At 67.2% G+C, this 22,804-nt stretch carries 21 protein-coding genes; 16 read left to right on the top strand and 5 right to left on the bottom strand.

Annotated features, from left to right (window positions below):
• Positions 1-161: 161 nt before the first annotated feature.
• The 7 genes from A5744_RS00630 (at position 162) to A5744_RS00600 (ending at position 7,555) form a co-directional block, all read left to right on the top strand.
• A complete protein-coding gene (locus A5744_RS00630; RefSeq protein WP_076057673.1) occupies positions 162-1,802 on the top strand; it encodes an acyl-CoA carboxylase subunit beta in 1,641 nt (546 codons plus the stop codon).
• Positions 1,799-2,038, top strand: coding sequence for an acyl-CoA carboxylase epsilon subunit (locus A5744_RS00625; RefSeq protein ID WP_076057672.1), 240 nt, complete (start codon positions 1,799-1,801; stop codon positions 2,036-2,038). The genes A5744_RS00630 and A5744_RS00625 overlap by 4 nt, the downstream gene beginning before the upstream one ends.
• Positions 2,035-2,676 (top strand): Maf family nucleotide pyrophosphatase, encoded by a 642-nt coding sequence (locus tag A5744_RS00620; protein ID WP_076057671.1) that lies wholly within the window; start codon positions 2,035-2,037, stop codon positions 2,674-2,676. The genes A5744_RS00625 and A5744_RS00620 overlap by 4 nt, the downstream gene beginning before the upstream one ends.
• A 145-nt stretch (positions 2,677-2,821) precedes the next feature.
• The gene (locus A5744_RS00615; RefSeq protein WP_076057670.1) at positions 2,822-4,288 is read left to right on the top strand and encodes a serine hydrolase domain-containing protein; all 1,467 of its coding nucleotides are present in this window, start codon (positions 2,822-2,824) and stop codon (positions 4,286-4,288) included.
• A 38-nt stretch (positions 4,289-4,326) separates the two neighbouring features.
• Entirely contained in the window at positions 4,327-5,235 is a 909-nt protein-coding gene (locus A5744_RS00610; protein ID WP_076057669.1) for a class I SAM-dependent methyltransferase, read from the top strand.
• A 158-nt stretch (positions 5,236-5,393) separates the two neighbouring features.
• A complete protein-coding gene (locus tag A5744_RS00605; RefSeq protein WP_076057730.1) occupies positions 5,394-6,323 on the top strand; it encodes a class I SAM-dependent methyltransferase in 930 nt (309 codons plus the stop codon).
• Between the two features lie 11 nt (positions 6,324-6,334).
• Complete coding sequence (locus A5744_RS00600; protein WP_076057668.1) at positions 6,335-7,555, top strand: peptidoglycan DD-metalloendopeptidase family protein; 1,221 nt, start codon at positions 6,335-6,337, stop codon at positions 7,553-7,555.
• 12 nt (positions 7,556-7,567) lie between these two features.
• On the opposite strand, the gene A5744_RS00595 is transcribed toward A5744_RS00600, so the two are convergent.
• A complete protein-coding gene (locus A5744_RS00595; protein ID WP_240562921.1) occupies positions 7,568-8,599 on the bottom strand; it encodes a hypothetical protein in 1,032 nt (343 codons plus the stop codon).
• A 147-nt stretch (positions 8,600-8,746) separates the two neighbouring features.
• A complete protein-coding gene (locus tag A5744_RS00590) occupies positions 8,747-9,730 on the bottom strand; it encodes an NAD-dependent epimerase/dehydratase family protein (RefSeq protein ID WP_076057666.1) in 984 nt (327 codons plus the stop codon).
• Between the two features lie 96 nt (positions 9,731-9,826).
• On the opposite strand from A5744_RS00590, the gene A5744_RS00585 reads away from it, so the two are divergent.
• The 4 genes from A5744_RS00585 (at position 9,827) to A5744_RS00570 (ending at position 13,666) form a co-directional block, all read left to right on the top strand.
• Positions 9,827-10,717 carry a sulfurtransferase gene (locus A5744_RS00585; RefSeq protein ID WP_076057665.1) on the top strand — a complete coding sequence of 297 codons (891 nt, stop codon included), beginning with the start codon at positions 9,827-9,829 and terminating at the stop codon, positions 10,715-10,717.
• Positions 10,717-11,136, top strand: coding sequence for a SufE family protein (locus tag A5744_RS00580; RefSeq protein ID WP_076057664.1), 420 nt, complete (start codon positions 10,717-10,719; stop codon positions 11,134-11,136). Before A5744_RS00585 ends, A5744_RS00580 begins: the two co-directional genes overlap by 1 nt.
• 131 nt (positions 11,137-11,267) lie before the next feature.
• Positions 11,268-13,064 (top strand): acetyl/propionyl/methylcrotonyl-CoA carboxylase subunit alpha, encoded by a 1,797-nt coding sequence (locus A5744_RS00575; RefSeq protein ID WP_076057663.1) that lies wholly within the window; start codon positions 11,268-11,270, stop codon positions 13,062-13,064.
• 194 nt (positions 13,065-13,258) lie between these two features.
• Positions 13,259-13,666 (top strand): STAS domain-containing protein, encoded by a 408-nt coding sequence (locus A5744_RS00570; RefSeq protein WP_076057662.1) that lies wholly within the window; start codon positions 13,259-13,261, stop codon positions 13,664-13,666.
• Here the strand turns inward: A5744_RS00570 and A5744_RS00565 are convergent.
• Both A5744_RS00565 and A5744_RS00560 read right to left on the bottom strand, forming a co-directional pair.
• The gene (locus A5744_RS00565; RefSeq protein ID WP_076057661.1) at positions 13,629-14,417 is read right to left on the bottom strand and encodes an RNA polymerase sigma factor SigF; all 789 of its coding nucleotides are present in this window, start codon (positions 14,415-14,417) and stop codon (positions 13,629-13,631) included. The genes A5744_RS00570 and A5744_RS00565 overlap by 38 nt on opposite strands.
• On the bottom strand, positions 14,414-14,851 hold the full coding sequence (locus A5744_RS00560; RefSeq protein WP_076057729.1) for an anti-sigma factor: 438 nt from the start codon (positions 14,849-14,851) through the stop codon (positions 14,414-14,416). Before A5744_RS00560 ends, A5744_RS00565 begins: the two co-directional genes overlap by 4 nt.
• A 394-nt stretch (positions 14,852-15,245) precedes the next feature.
• Between A5744_RS00560 and A5744_RS00555 the strand changes: the two genes are divergently transcribed.
• Positions 15,246-15,626 carry a phage holin family protein gene (locus A5744_RS00555; RefSeq protein ID WP_076057660.1) on the top strand — a complete coding sequence of 127 codons (381 nt, stop codon included), beginning with the start codon at positions 15,246-15,248 and terminating at the stop codon, positions 15,624-15,626.
• Between the two features lie 72 nt (positions 15,627-15,698).
• A complete protein-coding gene (gene usfY, locus A5744_RS00550; protein WP_076057659.1) occupies positions 15,699-16,013 on the top strand; it encodes a protein UsfY in 315 nt (104 codons plus the stop codon).
• Between the two features lie 13 nt (positions 16,014-16,026).
• Here usfY and A5744_RS00545 read toward each other — a convergent pair whose 3' ends face one another.
• A complete protein-coding gene (locus A5744_RS00545; protein WP_076057658.1) occupies positions 16,027-16,410 on the bottom strand; it encodes a hypothetical protein in 384 nt (127 codons plus the stop codon).
• A 359-nt stretch (positions 16,411-16,769) separates the two neighbouring features.
• Here A5744_RS00545 and A5744_RS00540 point away from each other — a divergent pair, with 359 nt between their 5' ends.
• Genes A5744_RS00540 through nei2 form a run of 3 tightly spaced genes read left to right on the top strand, consistent with a single transcriptional unit; the run spans position 16,770 to position 22,803 of the window.
• Positions 16,770-17,438, top strand: a complete 669-nt coding sequence (locus tag A5744_RS00540) for a TetR/AcrR family transcriptional regulator (RefSeq protein ID WP_076057657.1) — start codon at positions 16,770-16,772, stop codon at positions 17,436-17,438.
• A gap of 39 nt (positions 17,439-17,477) precedes the next feature.
• On the top strand, positions 17,478-22,034 hold the full coding sequence (locus A5744_RS00535) for an ATP-dependent helicase (RefSeq protein WP_076057656.1): 4,557 nt from the start codon (positions 17,478-17,480) through the stop codon (positions 22,032-22,034).
• A 13-nt stretch (positions 22,035-22,047) separates the two neighbouring features.
• A complete protein-coding gene (nei2, locus tag A5744_RS00530; RefSeq protein ID WP_076057655.1) occupies positions 22,048-22,803 on the top strand; it encodes an endonuclease VIII Nei2 in 756 nt (251 codons plus the stop codon).
• The last annotated feature ends 1 nt before the right edge of the window (position 22,804 follow it).

Genomic DNA, 22,804 nt, shown 5'->3' with positions numbered 1-22,804 from the left:
CCCTCCTTGCTCGTAGCCCGATATCGTCCGGAGGTATTGCCGAGTATTTTGCTCACTTCGGCAGCTTTGGACTCAGGAATTAGATTCGGGATCTCCAACGGACCTTCATGGGCGGGCCCTTCATGGGGAAGACGGGATAGCCGCCGCTAAGCTCGACACCCATGACGAGCGTTACCGACCACACCGCGGAGCCCGCGGCCGAGCACAGCATCGACATCCACACCACCGCGGGCAAGCTGGCCGAGCTGCACAAGCGCCGGGACGAGGCACTGCATCCGGTCGGTGAAGAGGCCGTCGAGAAGGTGCACGCCAAGGGCAAGCTGACCGCCCGGGAGCGCATCCTCGCCCTGCTGGACGAGGACTCGTTCGTCGAACTCGACGCGCTGGCCAAGCACCGCAGCACCAACTTCGGCCTGGAGAAGAACCGCCCGCTCGGCGACGGCGTCATCACCGGCTACGGCACCATCGACGGCCGCGACGTGTGCATCTTCAGCCAGGACGCCACGGTGTTCGGCGGCAGCCTCGGCGAGGTGTACGGCGAGAAGATCGTCAAGGTCCAGGAGCTGGCCATCAAGACCGGGCGCCCACTGATCGGCATCAACGACGGTGCCGGCGCGCGCATCCAGGAGGGCGTCGTCTCGCTGGGCCTGTACAGCAAGATCTTCCGCAATAACATCCTGGCTTCCGGTGTCATCCCGCAGATCTCGCTGATCATGGGGGCCGCGGCGGGCGGGCACGTGTACTCGCCGGCCCTGACCGACTTCGTGGTGATGGTCGATCAGACCAGCCAGATGTTCATCACAGGGCCCGACGTCATCAAGACCGTTACCGGCGAGGACGTCACCATGGAGGAGCTCGGCGGCGCCCACACCCACATGGCCAAGTCGGGCACGTTGCACTACGTGGCCTCCGGTGAGCAGGACGCCTTCGAATGGGTCCGCGATCTGCTGAGCTACCTGCCGCCCAACAACGCCACCGATCCGCCCCGCTACGCAGCGCCCATCCCGGCGGGCGCCATCGAGGACAACCTCACCGACGAGGACGTCGAGCTGGACACGCTGATCCCCGACTCGCCCAACCAGCCCTACGACATGCACGAGGTCATCACCCGGATCCTCGACGAGGACGAGTTCCTGGAAATCCAGAGCGGTTATGCCCAGAACATCGTCGTCGGGTTCGGTCGCATCGAGGGCCGCCCGGTCGGGATAGTGGCCAACCAGCCGACGCACTTCGCTGGCTGCCTGGACATCGACGCCTCCGAGAAGGCGGCGCGGTTCGTGCGCACCTGCGACTGCTTCAACATCCCGATCGTGATGCTGGTCGACGTGCCCGGCTTCCTGCCGGGCACCGGCCAGGAATACAACGGCATCATCCGGCGCGGCGCCAAGCTGCTGTTCGCCTACGGCGAGGCCACCGTCCCGAAGATCACCGTCATCACCCGCAAGGCCTACGGCGGCGCCTACTGCGTCATGGGTTCCAAGGACATGGGCTGCGACGTCAACATCGCCTGGCCGACGGCGCAGATCGCGGTGATGGGCGCCTCGGGCGCCGTCGGGTTCGTCTACCGCAAGCAGCTGTCCGAGGCCGCCAAGGAAGGCAAGGACGTCGACGCGCTGCGGCTGCAGCTGCAGCAGGAGTACGAGGACACGCTCGTCAATCCCTACGTCGCGGCCGAGCGCGGGTACGTCGACGCGGTGATCCCGCCGTCGCACACGCGTGGCTACATCGGCACGGCGCTGCGTCTGCTGGAGCGCAAGATCTCGCACCTGCCGCCCAAGAAGCACGGGAACATCCCACTGTGAGCTCGGATATCCAAGAGGCCCAGAAGCCGCACGAGCCGCACATCCAGATCCTCAAGGGGCAACCCACCGCCGAGGAGGTGGCCGCATTGGTCGCCGTGCTGGGCGCCGCCGGCGCCGCGCCGGAACCACCACCGGCGGAGCGCACCCGCTGGGGCCTCCCGGTCGACCGGCTGCGTTTTGCGATGACGAACTACCAGCGGCTCACCATGCAGCAGATGACTCATATGAAGCAGTGACCCGGCTGGTGCTGGCGTCGGCCTCGGCCGGCCGGCTCAAGGTGCTGCGCCAGGCCGGCGTCGATCCGGTGGTCGTGGTCTCCGGGGTCGACGAGGATGCAGTGACCGCGGCCCTGGGCCCCGACGCTTCGGCCAGTGACGTCGTGTGCGCGCTGGCGGTGGCCAAGGCCGACGAGGTCGCGGGCAGGCTGGATGGCAGCATCGCCGCGGATTGCGTTGTCATCGGCTGTGATTCGATGCTTCACATCGACGACCAGTTGTGCGGTAAGCCGCAATCCGTCGCCGCCGCTCGTCAGATGTGGCAGTCGATGGCGGGCCGGGCCGGCCGGCTGTATACCGGCCACTGCGCTATCCGATTGGTGGACAACGAAATCGTTCATCGGGACGCCGAAACATCTATCACCACCGTACGTTTCGGTAAACCATCATCCGATGACCTCGAGGCCTACCTTGCTGCCGGGGAGTCATTGCGGGTCGCCGGAGGGTTCACGCTCGACGGCCTGGGCGGCTGGTTCATCGATGGTGTCGACGGCGACCCGTCGGCTGTGGTGGGCCTCGGGCTGCCGCTGACGCGATCGCTGCTCGGCCGCGCGGGCCTGTCGATCGCCGCGCTGTGGGCGGACAATCCGCTCGGCTAGCACCGCCCGCGGTAAACCGGCTCCCGCGCGGGAGCGGGCGAGGCCCCAAGCGCTGCAACCGAATCCACTCCGGCAGGCCCTTGGGGGGTTATATTAATGGCCATGTGGACGTTACCGCCGCCCACGAACCCATTCGACCGTACGCGTGCGAGCGCCAGGTCGGCTGCCGCACGCAATCGCCGCTGCCGTGGGTGAAACCGTTAACCGCACAGACCTTGGCGTAGCGTTCGACGAGCTCGATGCCAAGATCACCGCGGGCATGAAGGCCTATGCGATTCCGGGGGTCGCGGTTGCCGTGTGGGCCGGCGGCCAAGAATACGTCCAGGGCTACGGGGTCACCAACGTCGACCATCCGTTGCCTGTCGACGGCGACACCGTCTTCCGAATCGGTTCTACCACAAAGACTTTCACAGGAACCGCGATGATGCGGCTGGTCGAGCGGGGCGAGGTAGACCTGGATTCGCCCGTGCGCCGCTTCATCCCCGACTTCGCGGTGGCCGACGAGTCGGCCAGCGCCGTCGTGACCGTGCGCCAACTGCTCAACCACACTGCAGGCTGGGATGGTCGCAATGGGCAGGACTTCGGGCGCGGCGATGACGCGGTGGCGCGCTACGTCAACTCGATGACACGGTTACCGCAGCTGACTCCTCCGGGAACCGCATTCGCGTACAACAATTCGGGTCTTGTGGTGGCGGGCCGCATCATCGAGCTTGTCACCGGAACAACCTACGAGTCTGCGATGCACAAACTGGTGCTCGACCCGCTGCAGCTGGCTCACACCCGCTACTTTTCCGACCAGATAATCGGTCTGAACGTGGCGGCACCTCACCAGGTGGTCGACGGCAAACCCCTGGTCGATACCGACTTTTGGGCATTCCCGCGCAGCTGCAACCCCACCGGTGGGTTGATGTCCACGGCGCGAGATCAGCTGCGCTACGCACAGTTCCACCTCGGCGACGGCAGGGCGCCTAACGGCGAGCAGATTCTGAGCCGACAGTCGCTGGAGGCGATGCGTTCGAACCCGGGGGCGGGTGGAACACTGTTCGTCGAGCTGACCGGGATGGGCGTGACCTGGATGCTGCGGCCCTCCGCGCAGAATGTGAATATCGTCGAGCACGGGGGCACCTGGAAGGGGCAACGGTCCGGTTTCGTGATGGTGCCCGATCGCAACTTCGCCATGACCGTCCTCACCAATTCCGATGGCGGATTTCATCTGATCAACGACCTTTTCGCCTGCGACTGGGCGTTGCACAGATTCGCCGGGGTCACCAATCTGCCTGCAGTACCGCAACATCTCGGCGCCGACGACCTGCGGCCCTACCAGGGCCGCTACATCGCCGAGCAGGTCTCCCAAGGCGGCGTCGTCGAGCAAACGGTGATCGACTTCCGGGCAAGCGACGGCCGGCTCGCCGGCACCATCGACACCGTCGACGCCAACGCGGACGGCCCAAGCAGCGCCGAACTGGGCCTGGCCCTTTACCGGCCCGACTACGGGATCGACCTCGGACCCGACGGCAAGCCCACCGGCAGTCGATCCAACTTCGTCCGCGGTCCGGACGGCAACATCGCCTGGTTCTGCAGCCAGCACGGGCGCCTGTTCCGACGCCAATAACACCGCACCGCAGAATTGCGCGGCGCTAGGGTGAGCTGATGTCCCGCACCGACGACGACAGCTGGGACCTGGCGTCCGGCGTCGGCGTCACCGCCACCATTGTCGCGGCCGGGCGCGCGCTGGCCACCAAGGATCCGCGCGGCTTGATCAACGATCCGTTCGCCGAACCTCTGGTCCGTGCGGTGGGCCTGGATTTCTTCACCAAGCTGATGGACGGCGAACTCGGCATGTCGGCGATCGCGGACGCCTCACCGACCGTGGCGCAGGCGATGGTCGACGGAAACGCGGTCCGCACGAAGTACTTTGACGAATACGTCCTCAACGCCACCGATGGGGGTATTCGGCAAGTGGCGATCCTCGCTTCCGGGTTGGACACCCGCGCCTACCGTCTGCCGTGGCCGACCGGGACGGTGGTGTACGAGGTCGACCAACCACAGGTGATGGAGTTCAAGACGACGACCTTGGCCGACCTGAGCGCCGAGCCCACCGCCACTCGGCGCGCCGTGCCCATCGACCTGCGCGCGGACTGGGTCACGCCGTTGCAAGCCGCCGGCTTTGACTCGTCAGCACCGACGGCGTGGCTGGTCGAGGGGTTACTGATTTATCTAAAGCCGCAGGCCCAGGATCGGCTGTTCGACGACATCACCGCGCTCAGCGCGCCCGGGAGCATGGCAGCCACCGAATTCGTTTCCAGTATCGTGGATTTCGGCACCGAGCGAGCGCGGACCATATCCAACCCATTCCGCGACCACGGCGTCGACGTCGACTTGGCTTCATTGATCTACCCCGGCGAACGCAACCACGTCCTCGACTACCTCACCGCCTTGGGCTGGCAGCTCGAAGGCGTGCCGCTCGCCGAACTGTTCCGGCGCAGCGGCCTCGATGCGCCTGCTGGAGACGACGACACGATCTTCATCAGCGGGACCCTGACCGACCAGCCACGGTAGCCAAACCCGCCAGTTTCGTCCCCCGATCGGGGGACGAAGCGTTCATCACCATTGCGGGCCGATCGGCGGAGTTCCGCCGGGCCAAATCTTCCTAGATTCGAAGTGTGCAACTCGGCCGTCCCTCAGCCGCCGAGATCCCACACGTGAAAGGCGGAATCGTGATGCGCAAAGACGGCGATAGCTGGGATCTGGCCAGCCATGTCGGCGCGACCGCGACGCTGGTGGCCGCGGGCCGCGCCAGGGCCACCAATTCGCCCGAGCCGTTGATCGAGGACCCGTTCGCCGAGCCGTTGGTCCGCGCGGTGGGTATCGAATTCCTGGTCAAATGGGCCACCGGAGAGCTCCGCGCGTCCGACGTCGACGAGCCTGAAGCGGGCTGGGGCCTGCAGCGAATGACCACCGATTTGGTGGCCCGCACTCGCTATTTCGATCAGTTCCTTACCGACGCGACGGCCACCGGAATTCGGCAGGCGGTGATCCTGGCGTCTGGGCTCGACGCGCGCGGCTACCGACTGCCGTGGCCGCCGGGCATGGCGGTGTTCGAGATCGATCAGCCCGACGTGCTGCGGTTCAAGGCCGAAACGCTGGCACGGCTGGGCGCCGAGCCCACGGCGCAGCTGCGGATGGTGCCGGCCGACCTGCGGGACGATTGGCCGGTCGCGCTGCTGCGCAGCGGATTCGACCCGGCGTTACCGACCGCCTGGATCGCCGAAGGATTATTCGGTTATCTCCCCCCTGAAGCTCAGGATCGCCTGCTGGACAACGTCACCGGTCTCAGCGCGCCGGGAAGCCGGATGGCCATCGAGGCGTTCGTGGGGTCGGCGGAGCTGGACTCCGGGCGGGTCCAACAGATCATTCGCGGTGCGACTCGCACCTGGCGCGACCATGGATTCGATCTGGACATCTGCTCGCTGAACTATCTCGGGGCCCGCAACGAGGTCTCGGGCTATCTCGCTAACCACGGGTGGCAGTCGACCGGGACTACGGCCGCGCAGCTGCTCGCCGATCACGGCCTGATCGGGATGCCTGGCGATTGCGACTCGCCCTCCGACAAGCCCAGCTACTACACTTCGGTTCTCGCGGCTTAAAGGGGAACACATTGCGGATTCTGGCGGTCACGCGTGCCCACAATGCCGGGAAGACCTTGCCCGATACGTTGGACTCGCTGGCCACCTTCAGCGACGACATCTACGCGATCGACGACCGGAGCACCGACGACACCGCCGCGATTCTCGCGAACCACCCCGCGGTCACCAATGTTGTTCGCGCCCGGGCAGATCTACCGTCCACACCATGGCTGGTCCCCGAATCCACCGGGCTGGAGCTGCTGTACCGGATGGCCGATTTCTGTCGCCCGGACTGGATGGTGATGGTCGACGCCGACTGGACTTTCCAGATCGACGTCGACATCCGTGAGGTGCTTGCGCGCACACCGGACGACGTAGCCGCGCTGATGTGTCCGATGGTTTCCCGCTGGGATGATCCAGAATATCCGGACATGGTGCCGGTGATGGGTACCGCCGAGGCGATGCGCGGGCCGTTTTGGCGTTGGTACCCGGGCCTGTATGCGGGGCCCAAGTTGATGCACAATTCGCACTGGCCGGCCAACATCGCCGAGCACGGTCGGATAGGGCAGCTGGACGGAATCCGCTTGACGCACAACGGCTGGGCGACGTTGGAGGAACGGATCTCGCGCGTCAAACACTACCTGCGGCTCGATCCGGATTTTCGGCACAACTTCGGTGTGGCCTACGATCGATCCCTGTTGTTCGGCTATGCACTCGACGAGGTCAGCCTCCTCAAAGCGGACTACCAGCGGCGAGTGCGCGGCGACTTCGATCGGATCGAGCCGGGGGCGCGGCTGCCGATCGAGGCCGAGCCACGCGCGATTGGCCGTGGATACGGACCCCGCGCGGACGGTTTCCATCCCGGCGTCGACTTCGCCGCTGACCCCGGCAGCCCGATCTACGCCGTCATATCCGGAACTGTTTGCCGCGCAAGCGATTTCGGCCAGTTTTACTCAGTGATCATCTCGAACGGCGATACCCAAATCCGCTACGTGTTTCGGCCTGGTGACGACACACAAATCGCGCGCGGTGATCGGATAAGTGCGGGAAGCCGGATCGGCAGCATCGGTGCGGAAGGCCAATCGACGGACGGTTATCTGCATTTCGAGATGCGGGTTGGGCGTGAACACGTCAATCCCCTGCGCTATCTGGGCAACATGGGGCTGCGGCCCTGGCCGCCGCCGGGGCGGCTGCGCGCGGTATCGGGCAGCTACCCGCCCGCCACACCGTGCACGATCACCGCCGACGAGTGATCCTGGGCGACCTCAGCGCGGCGCGTGGGCTGTTCGTCGGCAAGCCTCGACCCGTTCCAGCAGACCGCGGGCTGCCCGGATCGTCGAGCGGACCTCCTGCAACAGTTTGGCGGGATGCTGCAGGTCCATGTCGTGCAGTCCTTCGTAGCGGTCGATGCCGAAACCCGCGGTCTCAATGCGAATTTCGAACGGCAGGGACAGAGTTCGCAGCGCGTCAAAGTGCTGATAGGGGACGAACGGCTGACCGGTCACCATTAGACAACTCGATTGGTCCATATCCAGGGTCCGCGCCGTAAAGGTGAAGGTATCCGCGGAGGTGGCACGTCGGATGTCGGGGTCCGGCGACGGTGCCTCGATCAGTGTGATGGGCAGCCCGAGGTCATTGCTGTCTTCGCCGAAGCGCCAAACCATCTGGCCTCGATGGGGGTCGCCGCCCCGCTGACGCCCATGCCGTACGGCTTCGCGAGTATCCACCCCAAACGCGTCGGCCGCGGCGGCCGCCAGCAAATCGAATTCGGAACGCGCGCCTGGCGCGCAGGACGCGACCGCGTCGTCTTCGGACGGCAACAGCCGCCGAGAAGCAGCGGCCAGCACGACATGACCGACGCGGTTCTCGGCAGCCAGGTCCCGCGCCAACCGGGCCCTGAGCATGTTCGAGTAACGTCCGGTTCCGATCACCAGCATGTAGTCGAATTTTGTTTCAGTGGGCCATGTTTCATCTGTAAGGCCCAGCCGTCGCGCCAGCGTCGTGATCGTGTCCAGTTGCCGGTCGGGCAGGTCGAGACGGGGGATCATCCACCGTGCCCCGCCGCCGGCGTCTTGGCACCGCACCTGTTCCCCGTAACGTGCCCGCGTCCGGCTCCGGTAATCCCATACCTCGCTGAACTCGTCCAGGTAAGCCAACCGGTCGGCCAGATTGCCGTGCCGCGGGAAAACTCCGCCGAACATCGCAACCAACTGCGCCAGCGCGTCGTGCGCGCTCCACGCGTCGACATCCCCGCGCAGCGATGTCAAGAACTCGCGATCGCGCTCGCCGCCACCCATCGACACCCCAGCCGGACCTTTCACGTCAATTTCCCGCTCCCTGAATACGCCACAACATCCGCCGCATGTGGAATGCAGCCTTTTACCAGCCTAACTGCGGTGAACTGGGCCAAGATGCGCTTTTTTCCAGACCCGCAATCACGGGGCTCATCGGGAAGACAAGACGCCGCCGAACCCGTCGTGTTCGTAGGCATACTGCGGCTGATCCTTCGCCCATTGGATATAGCGGTCGATGCCTTCCCAGATATCGACTTCGGGCTTGAATCCGATGCTCTTTGCGAGCTCGATGTTAGCCGGGAAACTAGCGACTTCACCGGGGCGTGCCTCGCGATATGCGATCTTGGCGTCGAACTTTTCGGCGATGTACTCGACGATGTCTTTCACCCGCGTGTTTTTGCCGCTCGCGAAATTGATCGCCTGTCCGCGAAGCGCGGTGTTTTGCAGCACAAGGTTGTATGCACGAACGATGTCGCTTACGTACAGATAGTCGCGTGTCGCCGAACCGTCGCCGAAGATCGTGAGGTTTTCGCCGTTGATGGCCTGACGGACGAGTCGTGGAATCAGCGCGCCGAATCGCCCGGTTTTCTGCCGCACCCCAAAGATGTTGAAGGGCCGAACAATCGTGACGTCAAGACCATAGGAACGGTAGTAGGAATAGCACAACCGATCGGCCGCCGCCTTGGAGGCGCCGTAGGGGCTGTTCGGTTTCAGCTCCGCTCTCTCGTCGAGAAGCTCGCCCTCCCGCAGATTGTGTCCGTCGCCGTACACTTCGCAGGTTGACACGTAGATCAGCCGGTTCTTGTAGCGTCGGACCGCCTCGAGCACACGGTAAGTACCCATGACGTTGGTTTCGAGAAAGCTCTCTGGTTCGCCGAGGGACTGGTCGACGTTGATATTGGCGGCCAGATGAAAAACGACGTGGTGATCGCGCACCGCGCGATGCACCGTTTCCCCATCGGTCACCGAACCCGAAATAAAGGCGGCGCGCTCGTGCGAACGAAAGTCACTCGTGTTTCGGGTGGCACTCTTCGACGATGTATTCAGGACAGTGACCCAATGCCCGCCCGCCAGTAGCGATTCGGATAGATGACTTCCCTGGAAGCCCGCGCCCCCCGTGACAAGTATCTCCATCTAGTTCGCCCCTCGGGTGTTATTTGTTAGGCGCAAGTTTAATCGAGACTCACGGGTCAAGGCCCCGCTTTTATTCCTGGCGGTAGGCTCGAGGTTGTGCCGCTACCCCCTGATCCGAGCCCCACGCTGTCGGCCTACGCCCACCCTGAACGGCTGGTCACCGCCGACTGGCTGTCCGCCAACATGGGCTCCCCGGGCCTGGCGATCGTCGAGTCCGACGAGGACGTCCTGCTCTACGACGTCGGCCACATTCCGGGTGCGGTGAAGGTCGACTGGCACACCGACCTCAACGATCCGCGCGTCCGCGACTACATCAACGGCGAGCAGTTCGCCGAGCTGATGGACCGCAAGGGCATCGCCCGCGACGACACCGTGGTGATCTACGGCGACAAGAGCAACTGGTGGGCGGCCTACGCGCTGTGGGTGTTCACGTTGTTCGGCCACCCCGACGTGCGGCTGCTCAACGGCGGGCGCGACCTATGGCTGTCCGATCGCCGGGACATGACGCTCGAGGTCCCCACCAAGACCTCGTCGGGCTATCCCGTCGTGCAGCGCAACGACGCGCCGATCCGCGCGTTCAAGGACGACGTGCTGGCCAACCTCGGCAGCCAGCCGCTGATCGACGTGCGCTCACCCGACGAGTACACCGGCAAGCGCACCCACATGCCCGACTACCCCGAAGAGGGCGCGCTGCGCGCCGGCCACATCCCCACCGCACGATCGATCCCGTGGGGCAAGGCGGCCGACGAGAGTGGCCGCTTCCGCAGCCGCGAAGAGCTGGAAGAGTTGTACGGCTTTGTGCAGCCGGACGACAAAACCATCGTCTACTGCCGCATCGGCGAGCGGTCCAGCCACACCTGGTTCGTGCTCACGCATTTGCTGGGCAAGCCCGGGGTGCGCAATTACGACGGGTCGTGGACCGAGTGGGGCAACACCGTGCGGGTGCCGATCGTCGCCGGCGAGGAACCGGGAGCCGTGCCGGTCTGATGAGTCTGCCCGCGCCGCTGGCCGAGGTGGTGTCCGACTTCGCCGAAGTGCAGGGCCAGGACAAACTGACGTTGCTGCTCGAATTCGCCAACGACCTGCCGGAGCTGCCCGCCGACATGGAACAAGCGGCCATGGAGCCGGTCCCCGAGTGCCAGTCACCGCTGTTTTTGCATGTCGACGCGCACGACCCAGATCGGGTGCGGCTGTACTTCAGCGCGCCCGCCGAGGCGCCGACGACCCGCGGGTTTGCCTCGATCCTGGCCGCCGGGCTCGACGAACAACCCGCCGCCGACATCCTCGCGGTACCCGAGGATTTCTACGCCGAGCTGGGTCTGGCCGCTCTGATCAGCCCGCTGCGGTTGCGCGGCATGTCGGCGATGCTGGCCCGCATCAAACGGCGGCTGCGCGAGGCGGCGTGATCGCAAACGTGATCTTCAAACGGATCGGAGACCGGGTATCAGCGCCCACGGCGCGGCGCATAAACTTCCCCGGACAAGACTTGTAAGAAATTCTCTTAGACAAAGAGACGTCCAGCCAAACAGGAGGCGAAGTGGCCAATCACGCCAGCTCGAGGATCGCCAAGGTGCTCGTCGCCAACCGTGGCGAGATCGCTGTCCGGGTGATCCGCGCGGCCCGCGACGCGGGCCTGCCCAGCGTGGCGGTGTACGCCGAGCCCGACGCCGACGCGCCGCACGTGCGCCTGGCCGACGAGGCGTTCGCCCTGGGCGGTCAGACGTCGGCGGAGTCCTACCTGGACTTCGGCAAGATCCTCGACGCGGCCGAGAAGTCCGGCGCCAACGCCATCCACCCCGGCTACGGCTTCCTGTCGGAGAACGCCGACTTCGCCCAGGCGGTCATCGACGCCGGCCTGATCTGGATCGGCCCCAGCCCGCAGTCCATCCGCGACCTCGGCGACAAGGTCACCGCCCGCCACATCGCCGCCCGCGCGCAGGCGCCGCTGGTTCCCGGCACCCCCGACCCGGTCAAGGACGCCGACGAGGTGGTGGCCTTCGCCAAGGAGTACGGCGTGCCGATCGCGATCAAGGCGGCCTTCGGCGGCGGCGGCAAGGGCATGAAGGTAGCCCGCACCATCGAGGAGATTCCCGAGCTGTACGAATCGGCTGTGCGCGAAGCGGTTTCGGCGTTCGGCCGCGGCGAATGCTTCGTCGAGCGCTACCTGGACAAGCCGCGCCACGTCGAGGCGCAGGTGATCGCCGACCAGCACGGCAACGTCGTCGTCGCCGGCACCCGCGACTGCTCGCTGCAACGCCGCTTCCAGAAGCTGGTCGAGGAAGCGCCCGCGCCGTTCCTGACCGACGCCCAGCGCAAGGAGATCCACGAATCCGCCAAGCGGATCTGCAAAGAGGCCCACTACTACGGCGCCGGAACCGTCGAATACTTGGTCGGCCAGGACGGGCTGATCTCGTTCCTGGAGGTCAACACCCGCCTGCAGGTCGAGCACCCGGTCACCGAGGAGACCGCCGGCATCGACCTGGTGCGCCAGCAGTTCAAGATCGCCAACGGCGACAGGCTGGAGCTCACCGAGGACCCCACGCCGCGCGGGCACGCCATCGAATTCCGCATCAATGGCGAGGACGCGGGACGCAACTTCCTGCCGGCCCCCGGCCCGGTGAACAAGTTCCACCCGCCCACCGGTCCGGGTGTGCGGCTGGACTCCGGCGTCGAGACCGGCTCGGTGATCGGCGGGCAGTTCGACTCGATGCTGGCCAAGCTGATCGTCTACGGCGCCGACCGCAACGAGGCGCTGGCGCGGGCGCGGCGCGCGCTGGACGAGTTCGAGGTCGAAGGCCTCGCCACGGTGATCCCGTTCCACCGCGCCGTGGTGTCCGACCCGGCGTTCATCGGCGACGAAGACGGCTTCTCGGTGCACACCCGCTGGATCGAGACCGAGTGGAACAACACCGTCGAGCCCTTCGCCGGCGGCGAGCCGCTGGACGACGAGGACGCGCGGCCGCGCCAGAAAGTGGTGGTCGAGGTCGGCGGGCGGCGGCTCGAGGTCTCGTTGCCGGCGGACCTGGCGCTGTCCAACGGCGCCACCACCGACGCCGTCGGCGCCATCCGCAAAAAGCCGAAGCCCCGCAAGCGCGGTTCGCATTCCGGCGCGGCGGCCTCGGGTGACGCGGTCACCGCACCCATGCAGGGCACCGTCGTGAAGGTCGCGGTCGAGGAGGGCCAGGAGGTCGCCGCCGGCGACCTGGTCGTGGTCCTCGAAGCGATGAAGATGGAGAACCCGGTCACCGCGCACAAGGACGGCACCATCACCGGCCTCGCGGTCGAGGCCGGCGCCGCCATCACCCAGGGCACGGTGCTCGCCGAGATCAAGTAGGGGCCCGACCAGCAAAACCCGCGAAACGTTGTCGGCCTGCCCGGGCACGGGTAGGGTTCGGGACAGGTTGAGTTCACAGCCACCTGGAATACGTCGCTGACGTCGGCGTAGGCGAATTCCCTGCCCCAAGCGTTTTATGACGCGTGGCTGGCGTATTCCACAGCACGAATCCTCCGGTAGTGAGGGAGTACGCAATGCCTGTGACCCAATCTTGGCAACAGAGTCGCACAGCCCAATTCAGCGCGCGCCGGGAGCCGGGCGGCACGGTGATCACCGTCGACGGTGAGCTCGATGCCGCCAACTCCGATCAGCTCACCGAGTATGTGCGGCGCAGCGCCAGCCGTTCCCGGCGGGTGATAGTGGACCTGCGCGGACTGGAATTCATTGGTACAGCGGGTTTTTCGGCGCTGCATCGGATCAACGTGGTGTGCTCGGCCGCCCAGATGTCCTGGGCGATGGTGACGGGAGCGGCGGTCTCGCGGTTGCTGCGTGTCTGCGACCCCGACGGCACGCTGCCGGTGACGTCGCCCGCCGACGAGCCGCTGCTGCGGTCGGCCTGGGCCGCTACCGCAACTGGTCCCGCAGTCGGGTTAGCGATTTAGATAACAGCCGAGACACGTGCATCTGTGAGATGCCGACCCGGTCGGCGATTTGCGTCTGGGTCATCGATTCGAAGAAGCGCAGCACCAACACCGTTCGCTCCCGCTCGGGCAGCGCCTCGAGCAGCGGGCGCAGCGATTCGCGGTTCTCGATCTGATCCAGACCGGTATCCACGTCGCCCAGGGTGTCGGCGATCGCGCGGGCGTCGTCGTCGTCGCTGCCGCCGCCGCTGTCGATGGACAAGGTGTTGTAGGAGCTGCCCGCCACCAAGCCCTCGATGACTTCGCCGCGGTCCATGCCCAGTTCGCCTGCCAGTTCGGTCGCGGTCGGGGCCCGGCCGAGCCGCTGGGACAGATCGGCGGTGGCGGTGCCCAGCCGCAGGTGCAGTTCCTTCAGCCGCCGTGGAACCTTGACCGACCAGCTGTTGTCACGGAAGTGCCGACGGACCTCGCCCATGATCGTCGGCACCGCGAACGAGACGAAGTCCGACCCGGCGTCGATGTCGAAGCGGACCACCGCGTTGACCAGTCCGACCCGCGCGACCTGAACCAGGTCGTCGCGCGGTTCGCCCCGTCCCTCGAACCGGCGGGCGATGTGGTCGGCCAGCGGCAGGCAGCGCTCGACGATCTTGTCGCGCTGGCGCTGGAATTCCATGGAGTCGGCGGGAAAAGTAGCCAATTCCCGGAACATGTCCGGAACATCGGCGTATTCGTTCGGGCGCGTATCCGAACCGCCGGCATCTCGGGCCGTCACCGGGTGGCGGCCGCCTTTCGCGCCGTCAGCGCGATACCGAAAACGCTGCCGGCTTCACTGGGTTCGCGACCGTCATGGAAAGTCTGGACATCGTCGGCCAACGAGGTCAGCACGTGCCAGCTGAAGCTGCCGGGCGACACCACGTCGTGAGTGTCGCACGCGGCGGACGCCTCCACTATCAATTCGTCGTCGAGCGGGTCGACCAATACGACGAGCGTGGCATCGGGGGTGGCCGATCGGATCAACCGGGTGCACACTTCGTCGACCGCGAGCCGCAGGTCCGCCACGGCGTCGAAATCGAGATCCTCGAAGGTGCCGATGGCACCGACCAGGGTGCGCAGCATCGCCAGGTTTTCCAGGCGTGCAGCAACGTGTACCTCGACGGCGCGGTGGCCGCGCTGGCGCTTGCTCCCGTGCAATCGCGCATCGGTCATATGGTCTCCCGGCAATGTTTGACTGACACTACTTCCGCTTCGCAGCTCGTCTTCGGCCGCGTGATCGAGCCGGTTAGTCACGATTCCCGCCGGGTATTCCACCTGCTATGAACGGGCCTGACACGACCGAAACAGTGCGGACGCGCCGGCTCAAGCGCATCGCAGTCGTCGCCGGGATCACGCTGGTCGTATTGGTCGTTATCGCGATAGCCATCTATGTCGGTGCCTTCGTGATTTTGTCTCCCATGATGGGATAACCACGCTAACGCAGCATCGCGGCACTCAATCATGGTCTAGTCCAGATACCCGCTCCGCGGGTCCGGTAACCGCGACGACCGGTTTTCGGTAAACGCGGTCCTTAACGGTGGCAACCGCGAGACCTACACTTGTCGTTATGAGGCAAATTCTGCTTCGGGCAGTTGTGCTTCTGGGATCGTGGGCGATCGGCCTGGCGCTGGCGGCCTGGGTTGTGCCCGGCGTTTGGGTGTCGGTGTCCGGATTCGTGGTCGCGGTGGCGGTGTTCTCGGTGTTGCAGGCGATCCTCTCGCCGTGGATTTTGCGGTTGCCCCGCGCGTACGCGTCACTGCTCTTCGGCGGCACCGGCCTTGCGCTGACGGTCGTCGCGTTGGGTCTCGCGTCGGGGTTCACCCACGGGCTGGTCATCCACGGCGGCGCGTCCTGGATTGCCACGACGATCGTGGTCTGGCTCGTGACCACGGTCGGGGCGATCACGCTGCCCGAGGCGCTCGTTCGCGAGGCGCCCGGCCCTATCTGACGGCGTTTCACAAGGTCCGCCGAATGAGTAGCATTTTGGTTATCTCATCCGACAGTGGCGGAGGGAGAGGTGATGGGAGACAGGCATCACGATCCGACGGACCATTTCCGGACCACGCAACCGCACGCTGGTATCACGATGAAGGACAACCTCTTCTGGCCGGGATTCATTCTGTTCATCGTCGCGGTCGCCGGGATGATCGCCACCGCGGCGGCCGCCGCGTACGGACATTACGAATGGCTGCCGACGACGGTCCTCGTCGCGGTGCTGGGCAGCGTGGCGGGGGCGCTGTGGTTCGTCGTGGAGCTTCGCCGCGTGAGCCGGATCGACGAGCAGTGGCACGTCGCGGGCGACAAGAGCCCGCCGCGCCAGCGCGCGGCCAGCTAAGCGCTCCAAGCGGCTAAAGGGCGAGAACCGGCCCCGCAATCGCGGGCACGCCCATAGAGACCGTCACCGCGGTCAGTGTCAGCAGAAACCAGCCCGCGCCATGCCATCCCCACCAGGTCCCCTCGTGGCGCCATACCTGGTAGGTGCGCAGGAATGCCCAGAGCCCGCCGGCCAACAGGATCAGCGGTCCACCCAACGCCAGCACGGTCCGCTGGGGCGCGCCGCACGCCGCGGTGTCGACGCCCGTCCCCGGGCACGTGCTGACCCACAACGCGGCCAGGACGATGAACCCGACGCCGGCGGCCGTGGCCAGGGCGGCAAAACGGATGGCGGCGTGTACCTCGCCGTCTTCCTGGCCTAAGCGATCGCCTCGTGATCGCTCATCCGCTTTTGGCATCTGAGAACCTCATATCCTTGGCTGCTCTTGATCCATCGTTCGTTACGTCGCATTTATTACCGCGTTATTGAAATTTCCTGCCGCCCGGCCCTGCCAGCCCCGGCGAGAAGGCGCATGGGAGCAGATACCCCGCGCTAAACCCGGGTAAACCGCTTACCGCCTAGGTGCCGGCCTATGGAAATGGCGGGCGCGGGGCAAGCGGACGCCATTCCCGGCGGCGGGCAGGACGGTCACTGGCCTACGCGCGCCGAAGTACCAACACCGTCAATTACTCCAGCGCGTTATCGCTGGCCCAGGGGCGAAGTTCCAATACGCGCACTCGGCGAGTGATCTTGAACACCGTGAGTACTATCTGACACATGCCGACAGCCAGGAGGCGGTTATCCCCAGAGGATCGGCGCGCCGAGCTGCTCGCGCTAGGTGCCGAAGTCTTCGGGAAGCGGCCGTACGACGAGGTCCGTATCGACGAGATCGCCGAGCGCGCCGGCGTGTCCCGGGCCCTGATGTATCACTACTTCCCCGACAAGCGGGCGTTCTTCGCCGCCGTCGTCAAGGACGAGGCCGACCGGCTGTACGAAACCACCAACAAGGACACCGCCACCGGACTGACGATGTTCGAAGAGGTGCGCAGCGGTGTGTTGGCCTACATGGCCTACCACGAGCAGAACCCGGAGGCCGCGTGGGCCGCGTATGTCGGCCTGGGCCGGTCGGACCCGGTTCTGCTGGGCGTCGAGGACGACGCCAAGAACCGCCAGATGGAACACATCATGAGCCGCATCGCCGAGCTCGTGGAAAAGCTGGGGACGAAGCTGGAACCCGATGTGGAACGGGACCTGCGGGTGATCTGCCATGGCTGGCTCGCGTTCACCTTCGAGACGTGCCGGCAGCGCATCATCGACCCCAGCACCAACGCCGACCGCCTCGCGGATTCGTGCGCGCACGCGTTGTTCGACGCGATCGCCCGGGTGCCGGAGATCCCCGACGAGCTGTCCCATGCGATGGCGACCGCTCGTCTCGAACCGCGCTAGCCGATCGTTTTTGTCGGTGCCTGTTGGCACCATGGCTAGATGACCACTCGCGACCCGCTGGGCCGGTTCAGCGCGATCACGCGCGAGTGGTTCGGCAGCACCTTCGCCGCCCCGACCACGGCGCAGGCGGATGCGTGGGACGCGATCGCCGACGGCGACAACACGCTCGTGATCGCGCCGACGGGATCCGGTAAGACGCTGGCCGCTTTCCTGTGGGCCCTGGATAGCCTCGCCGGCAGCGCCGAGCGCCCGCCCGGGACCCGGGTGCTCTACGTGTCACCGCTCAAGGCGCTGGCCGTCGACGTCGAGCGCAACCTACGGACCCCGCTGGCCGGCCTCACCCGGATCGCCGATCGCCACGGCCTGCCCGCCCCGAACATCAGCGTCGGGGTCCGCTCCGGCGATACCCCGCCCGCCGTGCGTCGTCAGCTCGTCAACTCCCCGCCCGACGTGCTGATCACCACCCCGGAGTCGCTGTTTTTGATGCTGACCTCGGCCGCGCGGGAAACCCTGGCCGGCGTGCGGACGGTGATCGTCGACGAGATCCACGCCATCGCCGGCGGCAAGCGCGGCGCGCACCTGGCCCTGTCGCTCGAGCGCCTCGACGACCTGTCCCGCGACGTCCCCGAGGGCCGGCCCGCCCAGCGCATCGGGCTGTCGGCGACCGTGCGTCCGCCCGAGGAGCTCGCCCGGTTCCTGTCCGGCCAGGCGCCGACGACCATCGTGGCCCCGCCGTCGGCCAAGACTGTGGAGCTGACCGTCCAGGTGCCGGTGCCCGACATGGCCAACCTGGCGGACAACACCATCTGGCCGGACGTCGAAGCGCGCCTGGTCGACCTGATCGAATCGCACGGCTCGACCATCGTGTTCGCCAACTCGCGGCGGCTGGCCGAGCGACTTACCGCACGGCTCAACGAGATTCACGCCGAGCGCAGCGGTGTCGCGCTTGCCGGGCAGGGCAACTCCGGGGTGCCGGGCGGGGCGCCCGCTCACCTGTTGGGCAGCGGCCAGACGTATGGCGCCGAGCCGGTGCTGGCACGCGCCCACCACGGCTCGGTCAGCAAGGAACAGCGCGCCGTCGTCGAGGAAGCCCTCAAGCGCGGGCTGCTCAAGGCGGTGGTCGCCACGTCGAGCCTGGAACTGGGTATCGACATGGGCGCCGTCGACCTGGTGATCCAGGTGGAGGCGCCGCCGTCGGTGGCCAGCGGCCTGCAGCGCATCGGGCGGGCCGGCCATCAGGTCGGCGAGGTCTCGCGGGGCGCGCTGTTTCCCAAGCACCGCACCGACCTGATCGGCTGCGCGGTGACCGTGCAGCGGATGCTCGCCGGGCAGATCGAGACCATGCGGGTGCCCGCCAACCCGCTCGACATCCTGGCGCAGCACACCGTGGCCGCGGCCGCGCTGGAGCCACTCGACGCCGACCGGTGGTTCGACACCGTGCGGCGGGCCGCGCCGTTCGCGACCCTGCCGCGCAGCGTCTTCGAGGCCACCCTGGACCTGCTGTCCGGGAAATACCCGTCCACCGAGTTCGCCGAGCTGCGACCGCGATTGATCTACGACCGCGACGCCGGCACGCTGACCGCGCGGCCCGGGGCGCAGCGCCTGGCCGTCACTTCCGGTGGCGCCATCCCCGATCGCGGGCTCTTCACGGTCTACCTCGCCACCGAGTCCGAAAAGCCTTCGCGGGTAGGCGAACTCGACGAGGAAATGGTTTACGAGTCACGTCCCGGCGATGTCATCTCGCTGGGGGCGACCAGCTGGCGGATCACCGAGATCACCCACGACCGGGTGCTGGTGATCCCGGCGCCCGGCCAGCCGGCCCGGCTGCCGTTCTGGCGGGGCGACGACGTCGGCCGGCCCGCCGAACTCGGCGCCGCGCTCGGCGCGTTCACCGGCGAGCTGGCCGGCCTAGACCGCGACGCATTCGACAAACGTTGCGCGAGTTTGGGTTTCGATGCCTACGCGACCGAAAACCTGTGGAAGCTGCTGGACGACCAGAAATCGGCCACCAACGTCGTCCCCACCGACACCACGCTGCTGGTGGAGCGGTTCCGCGACGAACTGGGCGACTGGCGGGTGATCCTGCACTCGCCGTACGGGCTGCGGGTGCACGGGCCGCTCGCGCTGGCCGTGGGCCGTCGCCTCTACGAACGCTTCGGGATCGACGAGAAACCGACCGCCTCCGACGACGGCATCGTGGTGCACCTGCCCGACACCCTGTCGGATACCGCCGAAACACCGCCGGGTGCAGAGCTTTTCGTTTTCGACGCCGACGAAATCGACCCGATCGTGACCGCCGAAGTGGGCGGGTCGGCGTTGTTCGCGTCGCGGTTCCGGGAGTGCGCGGCCCGCGCCCTGCTGCTCCCCCGCCGCCACCCGGGCCGCCGCTCACCGCTGTGGCACCAGCGCCAGCGCGCGGCCCAGCTGCTGGACGTCGCGCGCAAGTACCCCGACTTCCCCGTCGTGCTGGAGACCATCCGGGAATGCCTGCAGGACGTCTACGACGTCCCTGCGCTGGTCGAGTTGATGGCCGGCATCGCCGGTCGCCGGGTGCGAGTGGTCGAAACGGAGACGGCTACGCCCTCCCCCTTCGCGGCCTCGCTGTTGTTCGGCTATGTCGGCGCGTTCATGTACGAGGGCGATTCCCCGCTGGCCGAGCGCCGCGCCGCGGCACTGTCGCTGGATAGCACGCTGTTGGCCGAGCTGCTCGGCCGCGTGGAGCTGCGCGAGCTGCTCGATCCGGAGGTCATCGCCGCGACCGGCCGACAGTTGCAGCACCTGTCGCCCGACCGGGCAGCGCGCGATGCCGAGGCGGTCGCGGATCTGCTGCGACTGCTCGGGCCGCTGACCGAAGACGAGGTCGCGGCGCGCGCCGGTGGCGCCGATGTGGGCGGCTGGCTGGAAGGCCTGCACACGGCCCGCCGCGCGTTGACGGTGTCGTTCGCCGGCCGCAGCTGGTGGGTGGCGGTCGAAGACATCGGCCGGCTGCGCGACGGGGTCGGGGCCGCGGTCCCGCCGGGCGTCCCGGTCGCCTTCACCGAGGAGGTGGCCGACCCGCTGGGCGAGCTGCTGGGCCGCTACGCGCGCACCCACACGCCATTCACCACCGCCGAAGTCGCCGCCCGCTTCGGCCTGGGACTGCGCGTGACCGCCGACGTGCTGGGCCGGCTGGCTGCCGACGGGCGGCTGGTGCGTGGCGACTTCGTCGCCGCCGCCGAGATGTCGGGCGCGGGCGCCGAGCAGTGGTGCGACTCCGACGTGTTGCGCATCCTGCGGCGACGCTCGCTGGCCGCGCTGCGTGCGCAGGTCGAGCCGGTGAGCACCGCCGCCTACGGCCGGTTCCTGCCGGCCTGGCACCGGGTGTCGTCGCCACAGTCGGGTATCGACGGGCTGATGTCCGTCGTCGATCAGCTGGCCGGCGTTCGGATGCCGGCCTCCGCGATCGAACCGCTGGTGCTGGCTCCGCGGATCCGCGACTACTCGCCCGCGATGCTCGACGAGCTGCTCGCGACCGGGGAGGTCACCTGGTCGGGCGCCGGGGCGATCTCGGGCAGCGATGGCTGGATCGCGTTCCACACCAGCGAATCCGCGCCCCTGACCCTGGCCGCACCCGCCGAGATCGACTTCACCGAAGCCCACCGCGCGATCCTGGACACGCTGGCGGGAGGCGGCGCGTACTTCTTCCGGCAGCTCGCGCAGGACGGTGTCGGCGAGGCAACGCTGAAAGCCGCGCTGTGGGAACTGATTTGGGCCGGCTGGGTCACCGGCGACACGTTCGCCCCGGTGCGCGCGGTCCTGGGCGGCACGGGCGCCCGCAAGCGTTCCGCGCCCGCGCACCGAGCGCATCGTCCGCCCCGGCTGAGCCGCTACAGCGTCGCGCACGCCCAGCATCGCCCGACCGACCCGACCGTCGCCGGCCGGTGGTCGGCGCTGCCCGCCCCCGAGCCGGATTCCACGGTGCGAGCCCACTACCAAGCCGAGCTGCTGCTGAACCGGCACGGCGTGCTGACCAGGGGCGCGGTGGCCGCGGAGGGCGTCCCGGGCGGATTCGCCACCCTCTACAAGGTGTTGAGCACGTTCGAGGAAGCCGGCAGGTGCCAGCGGGGCTATTTTGTCGAGTCACTGGGCGGGGCGCAGTTCGCCGTCGCCTCGACCGTGGATCGGCTGCGCAGCTATCTCGACGGGATCGACCCCGAGCGGCCCGAATATCGGGCGGTGGTGCTGGCCGCCGCCGACCCGGCGAACCCCTACGGCGCCGCGCTGCCGTGGCCCACGTCGAGCGAGGACGGGCCCGGCCCCGGGGCGCGGCCGGGCCGTAAAGCCGGGGCGCTGGTCGTGCTGGTGGACGGCGAGCTGGCGTGGTTCCTCGAGCGCGGCGGGCGCTCCCTGCTCACCTTCACCCACGATCCCGCGGCCGATCATGCGGCGGCCCTGGCGCTGGCCGATTTGGTCTCCACCCGCCGGGTCGCGTCGATTCTCGTCGAACGCATCGACGGAGTGCCGGCGCTGCAACCGCGCGCCGGCGGGCCCGGTCCGGTCGACGCCCTGTCCGACGCCGGCTTCGTGCGCACCCCGCGCGGAATGCGGCTGCGGTGAGCTCGGCAGACTAATGCCGGAAGGCGACACGGTTTGGCATACGGCGGCGACGCTGCGGCAACAGCTGGCCGGGCAGACGCTGACCCGCTGCGATATCCGGGTGCCGCAGTTCGCCACCGTCGACCTCACCGGACACGTGGTGGACGAGGTATTCAGCCGCGGGAAGCATTTGTTCGTCCGCGTCGGGCGGGCCAGCATTCACTCGCATCTGAAGATGGACGGCAGCTGGCGGGTCGGCGACCGCCCGATGCGGGTGGATCACCGGACCCGAATCATCCTGGAAGCCGGTCGGATTCGGGCCGTCGGGATCGACCTCGGCGTGCTGGAGGTCCTCGACCGCGACCACGACACCGACGTCGTCGCTCATCTGGGACCCGACCTGCTGGGCCAAGATTGGGACCCGCGGGTTGCCGCCGCCAACCTGGCGGCGCGCCCGGACCGACCGATCGCCGAGGCGCTGCTGGATCAGCGGGTGCTGGCGGGCATCGGCAACGTGTATTGCAACGAACTGTGCTTCGTCAGCGGACACCTGCCGACCGCGCCCGTGAGCGCGGTCAACGACCCGCGCCGCCTGGTCTCACGTGCCCGGGATATGTTGTGGGCCAACCGGTTACGCTGGAATCGCTGCACCACCGGCGACACCCGGCCGGGTCGCCAGCTGTGGGTCTACGGCCGGGCGGGCCAGGGTTGCCGTCGCTGCGGCACGCGGATCGAATCCGACGACAGCGGTGAGCGCGTGACGTACTGGTGCCCCAGCTGCCAACGCTGAA

Source organism: Mycobacterium sp. IS-1264 (genome assembly GCF_001954195.1).
In the GTDB taxonomy this organism is placed as follows: Bacteria; Actinomycetota; Actinomycetes; order Mycobacteriales; family Mycobacteriaceae; genus Mycobacterium.
The sequence above is the reverse complement of the archived record's forward strand: the minus strand, read 5'-3'. Positions and strand labels throughout refer to the sequence as shown.

Bases quoted from the DNA above. Each gene is read 5' to 3' on its own strand.
- A5744_RS00610 (WP_076057669.1), top strand. From the start codon at position 4,327: ATGTCCCGCACCGACGACGACAGCTGGGACCTGGCGTCCGGCGTCGGC.
- A5744_RS00630 (WP_076057673.1), top strand. From the start codon at position 162: ATGACGAGCGTTACCGACCACACCGCGGAGCCCGCGGCCGAGCACAGC.
- usfY (WP_076057659.1), top strand. From the start codon at position 15,699: ATGGGAGACAGGCATCACGATCCGACGGACCATTTCCGGACCACGCAA.
- A5744_RS00560 (WP_076057729.1), bottom strand. From the start codon at position 14,851: ATGACCGATGCGCGATTGCACGGGAGCAAGCGCCAGCGCGGCCACCGC.
- A5744_RS00580 (WP_076057664.1), top strand. From the start codon at position 10,717: ATGAGTCTGCCCGCGCCGCTGGCCGAGGTGGTGTCCGACTTCGCCGAA.
- A5744_RS00545 (WP_076057658.1), bottom strand. From the start codon at position 16,410: ATGCCAAAAGCGGATGAGCGATCACGAGGCGATCGCTTAGGCCAGGAA.
- A5744_RS00540 (WP_076057657.1), top strand. From the start codon at position 16,770: ATGCCGACAGCCAGGAGGCGGTTATCCCCAGAGGATCGGCGCGCCGAG.
- A5744_RS00570 (WP_076057662.1), top strand. From the start codon at position 13,259: ATGCCTGTGACCCAATCTTGGCAACAGAGTCGCACAGCCCAATTCAGC.
- nei2 (WP_076057655.1), top strand. From the start codon at position 22,048: ATGCCGGAAGGCGACACGGTTTGGCATACGGCGGCGACGCTGCGGCAA.
- A5744_RS00555 (WP_076057660.1), top strand. From the start codon at position 15,246: ATGAGGCAAATTCTGCTTCGGGCAGTTGTGCTTCTGGGATCGTGGGCG.
- A5744_RS00535 (WP_076057656.1), top strand. From the start codon at position 17,478: ATGACCACTCGCGACCCGCTGGGCCGGTTCAGCGCGATCACGCGCGAG.
- A5744_RS00590 (WP_076057666.1), bottom strand. From the start codon at position 9,730: ATGGAGATACTTGTCACGGGGGGCGCGGGCTTCCAGGGAAGTCATCTA.
- A5744_RS00595 (WP_240562921.1), bottom strand. From the start codon at position 8,599: ATGGGTGGCGGCGAGCGCGATCGCGAGTTCTTGACATCGCTGCGCGGG.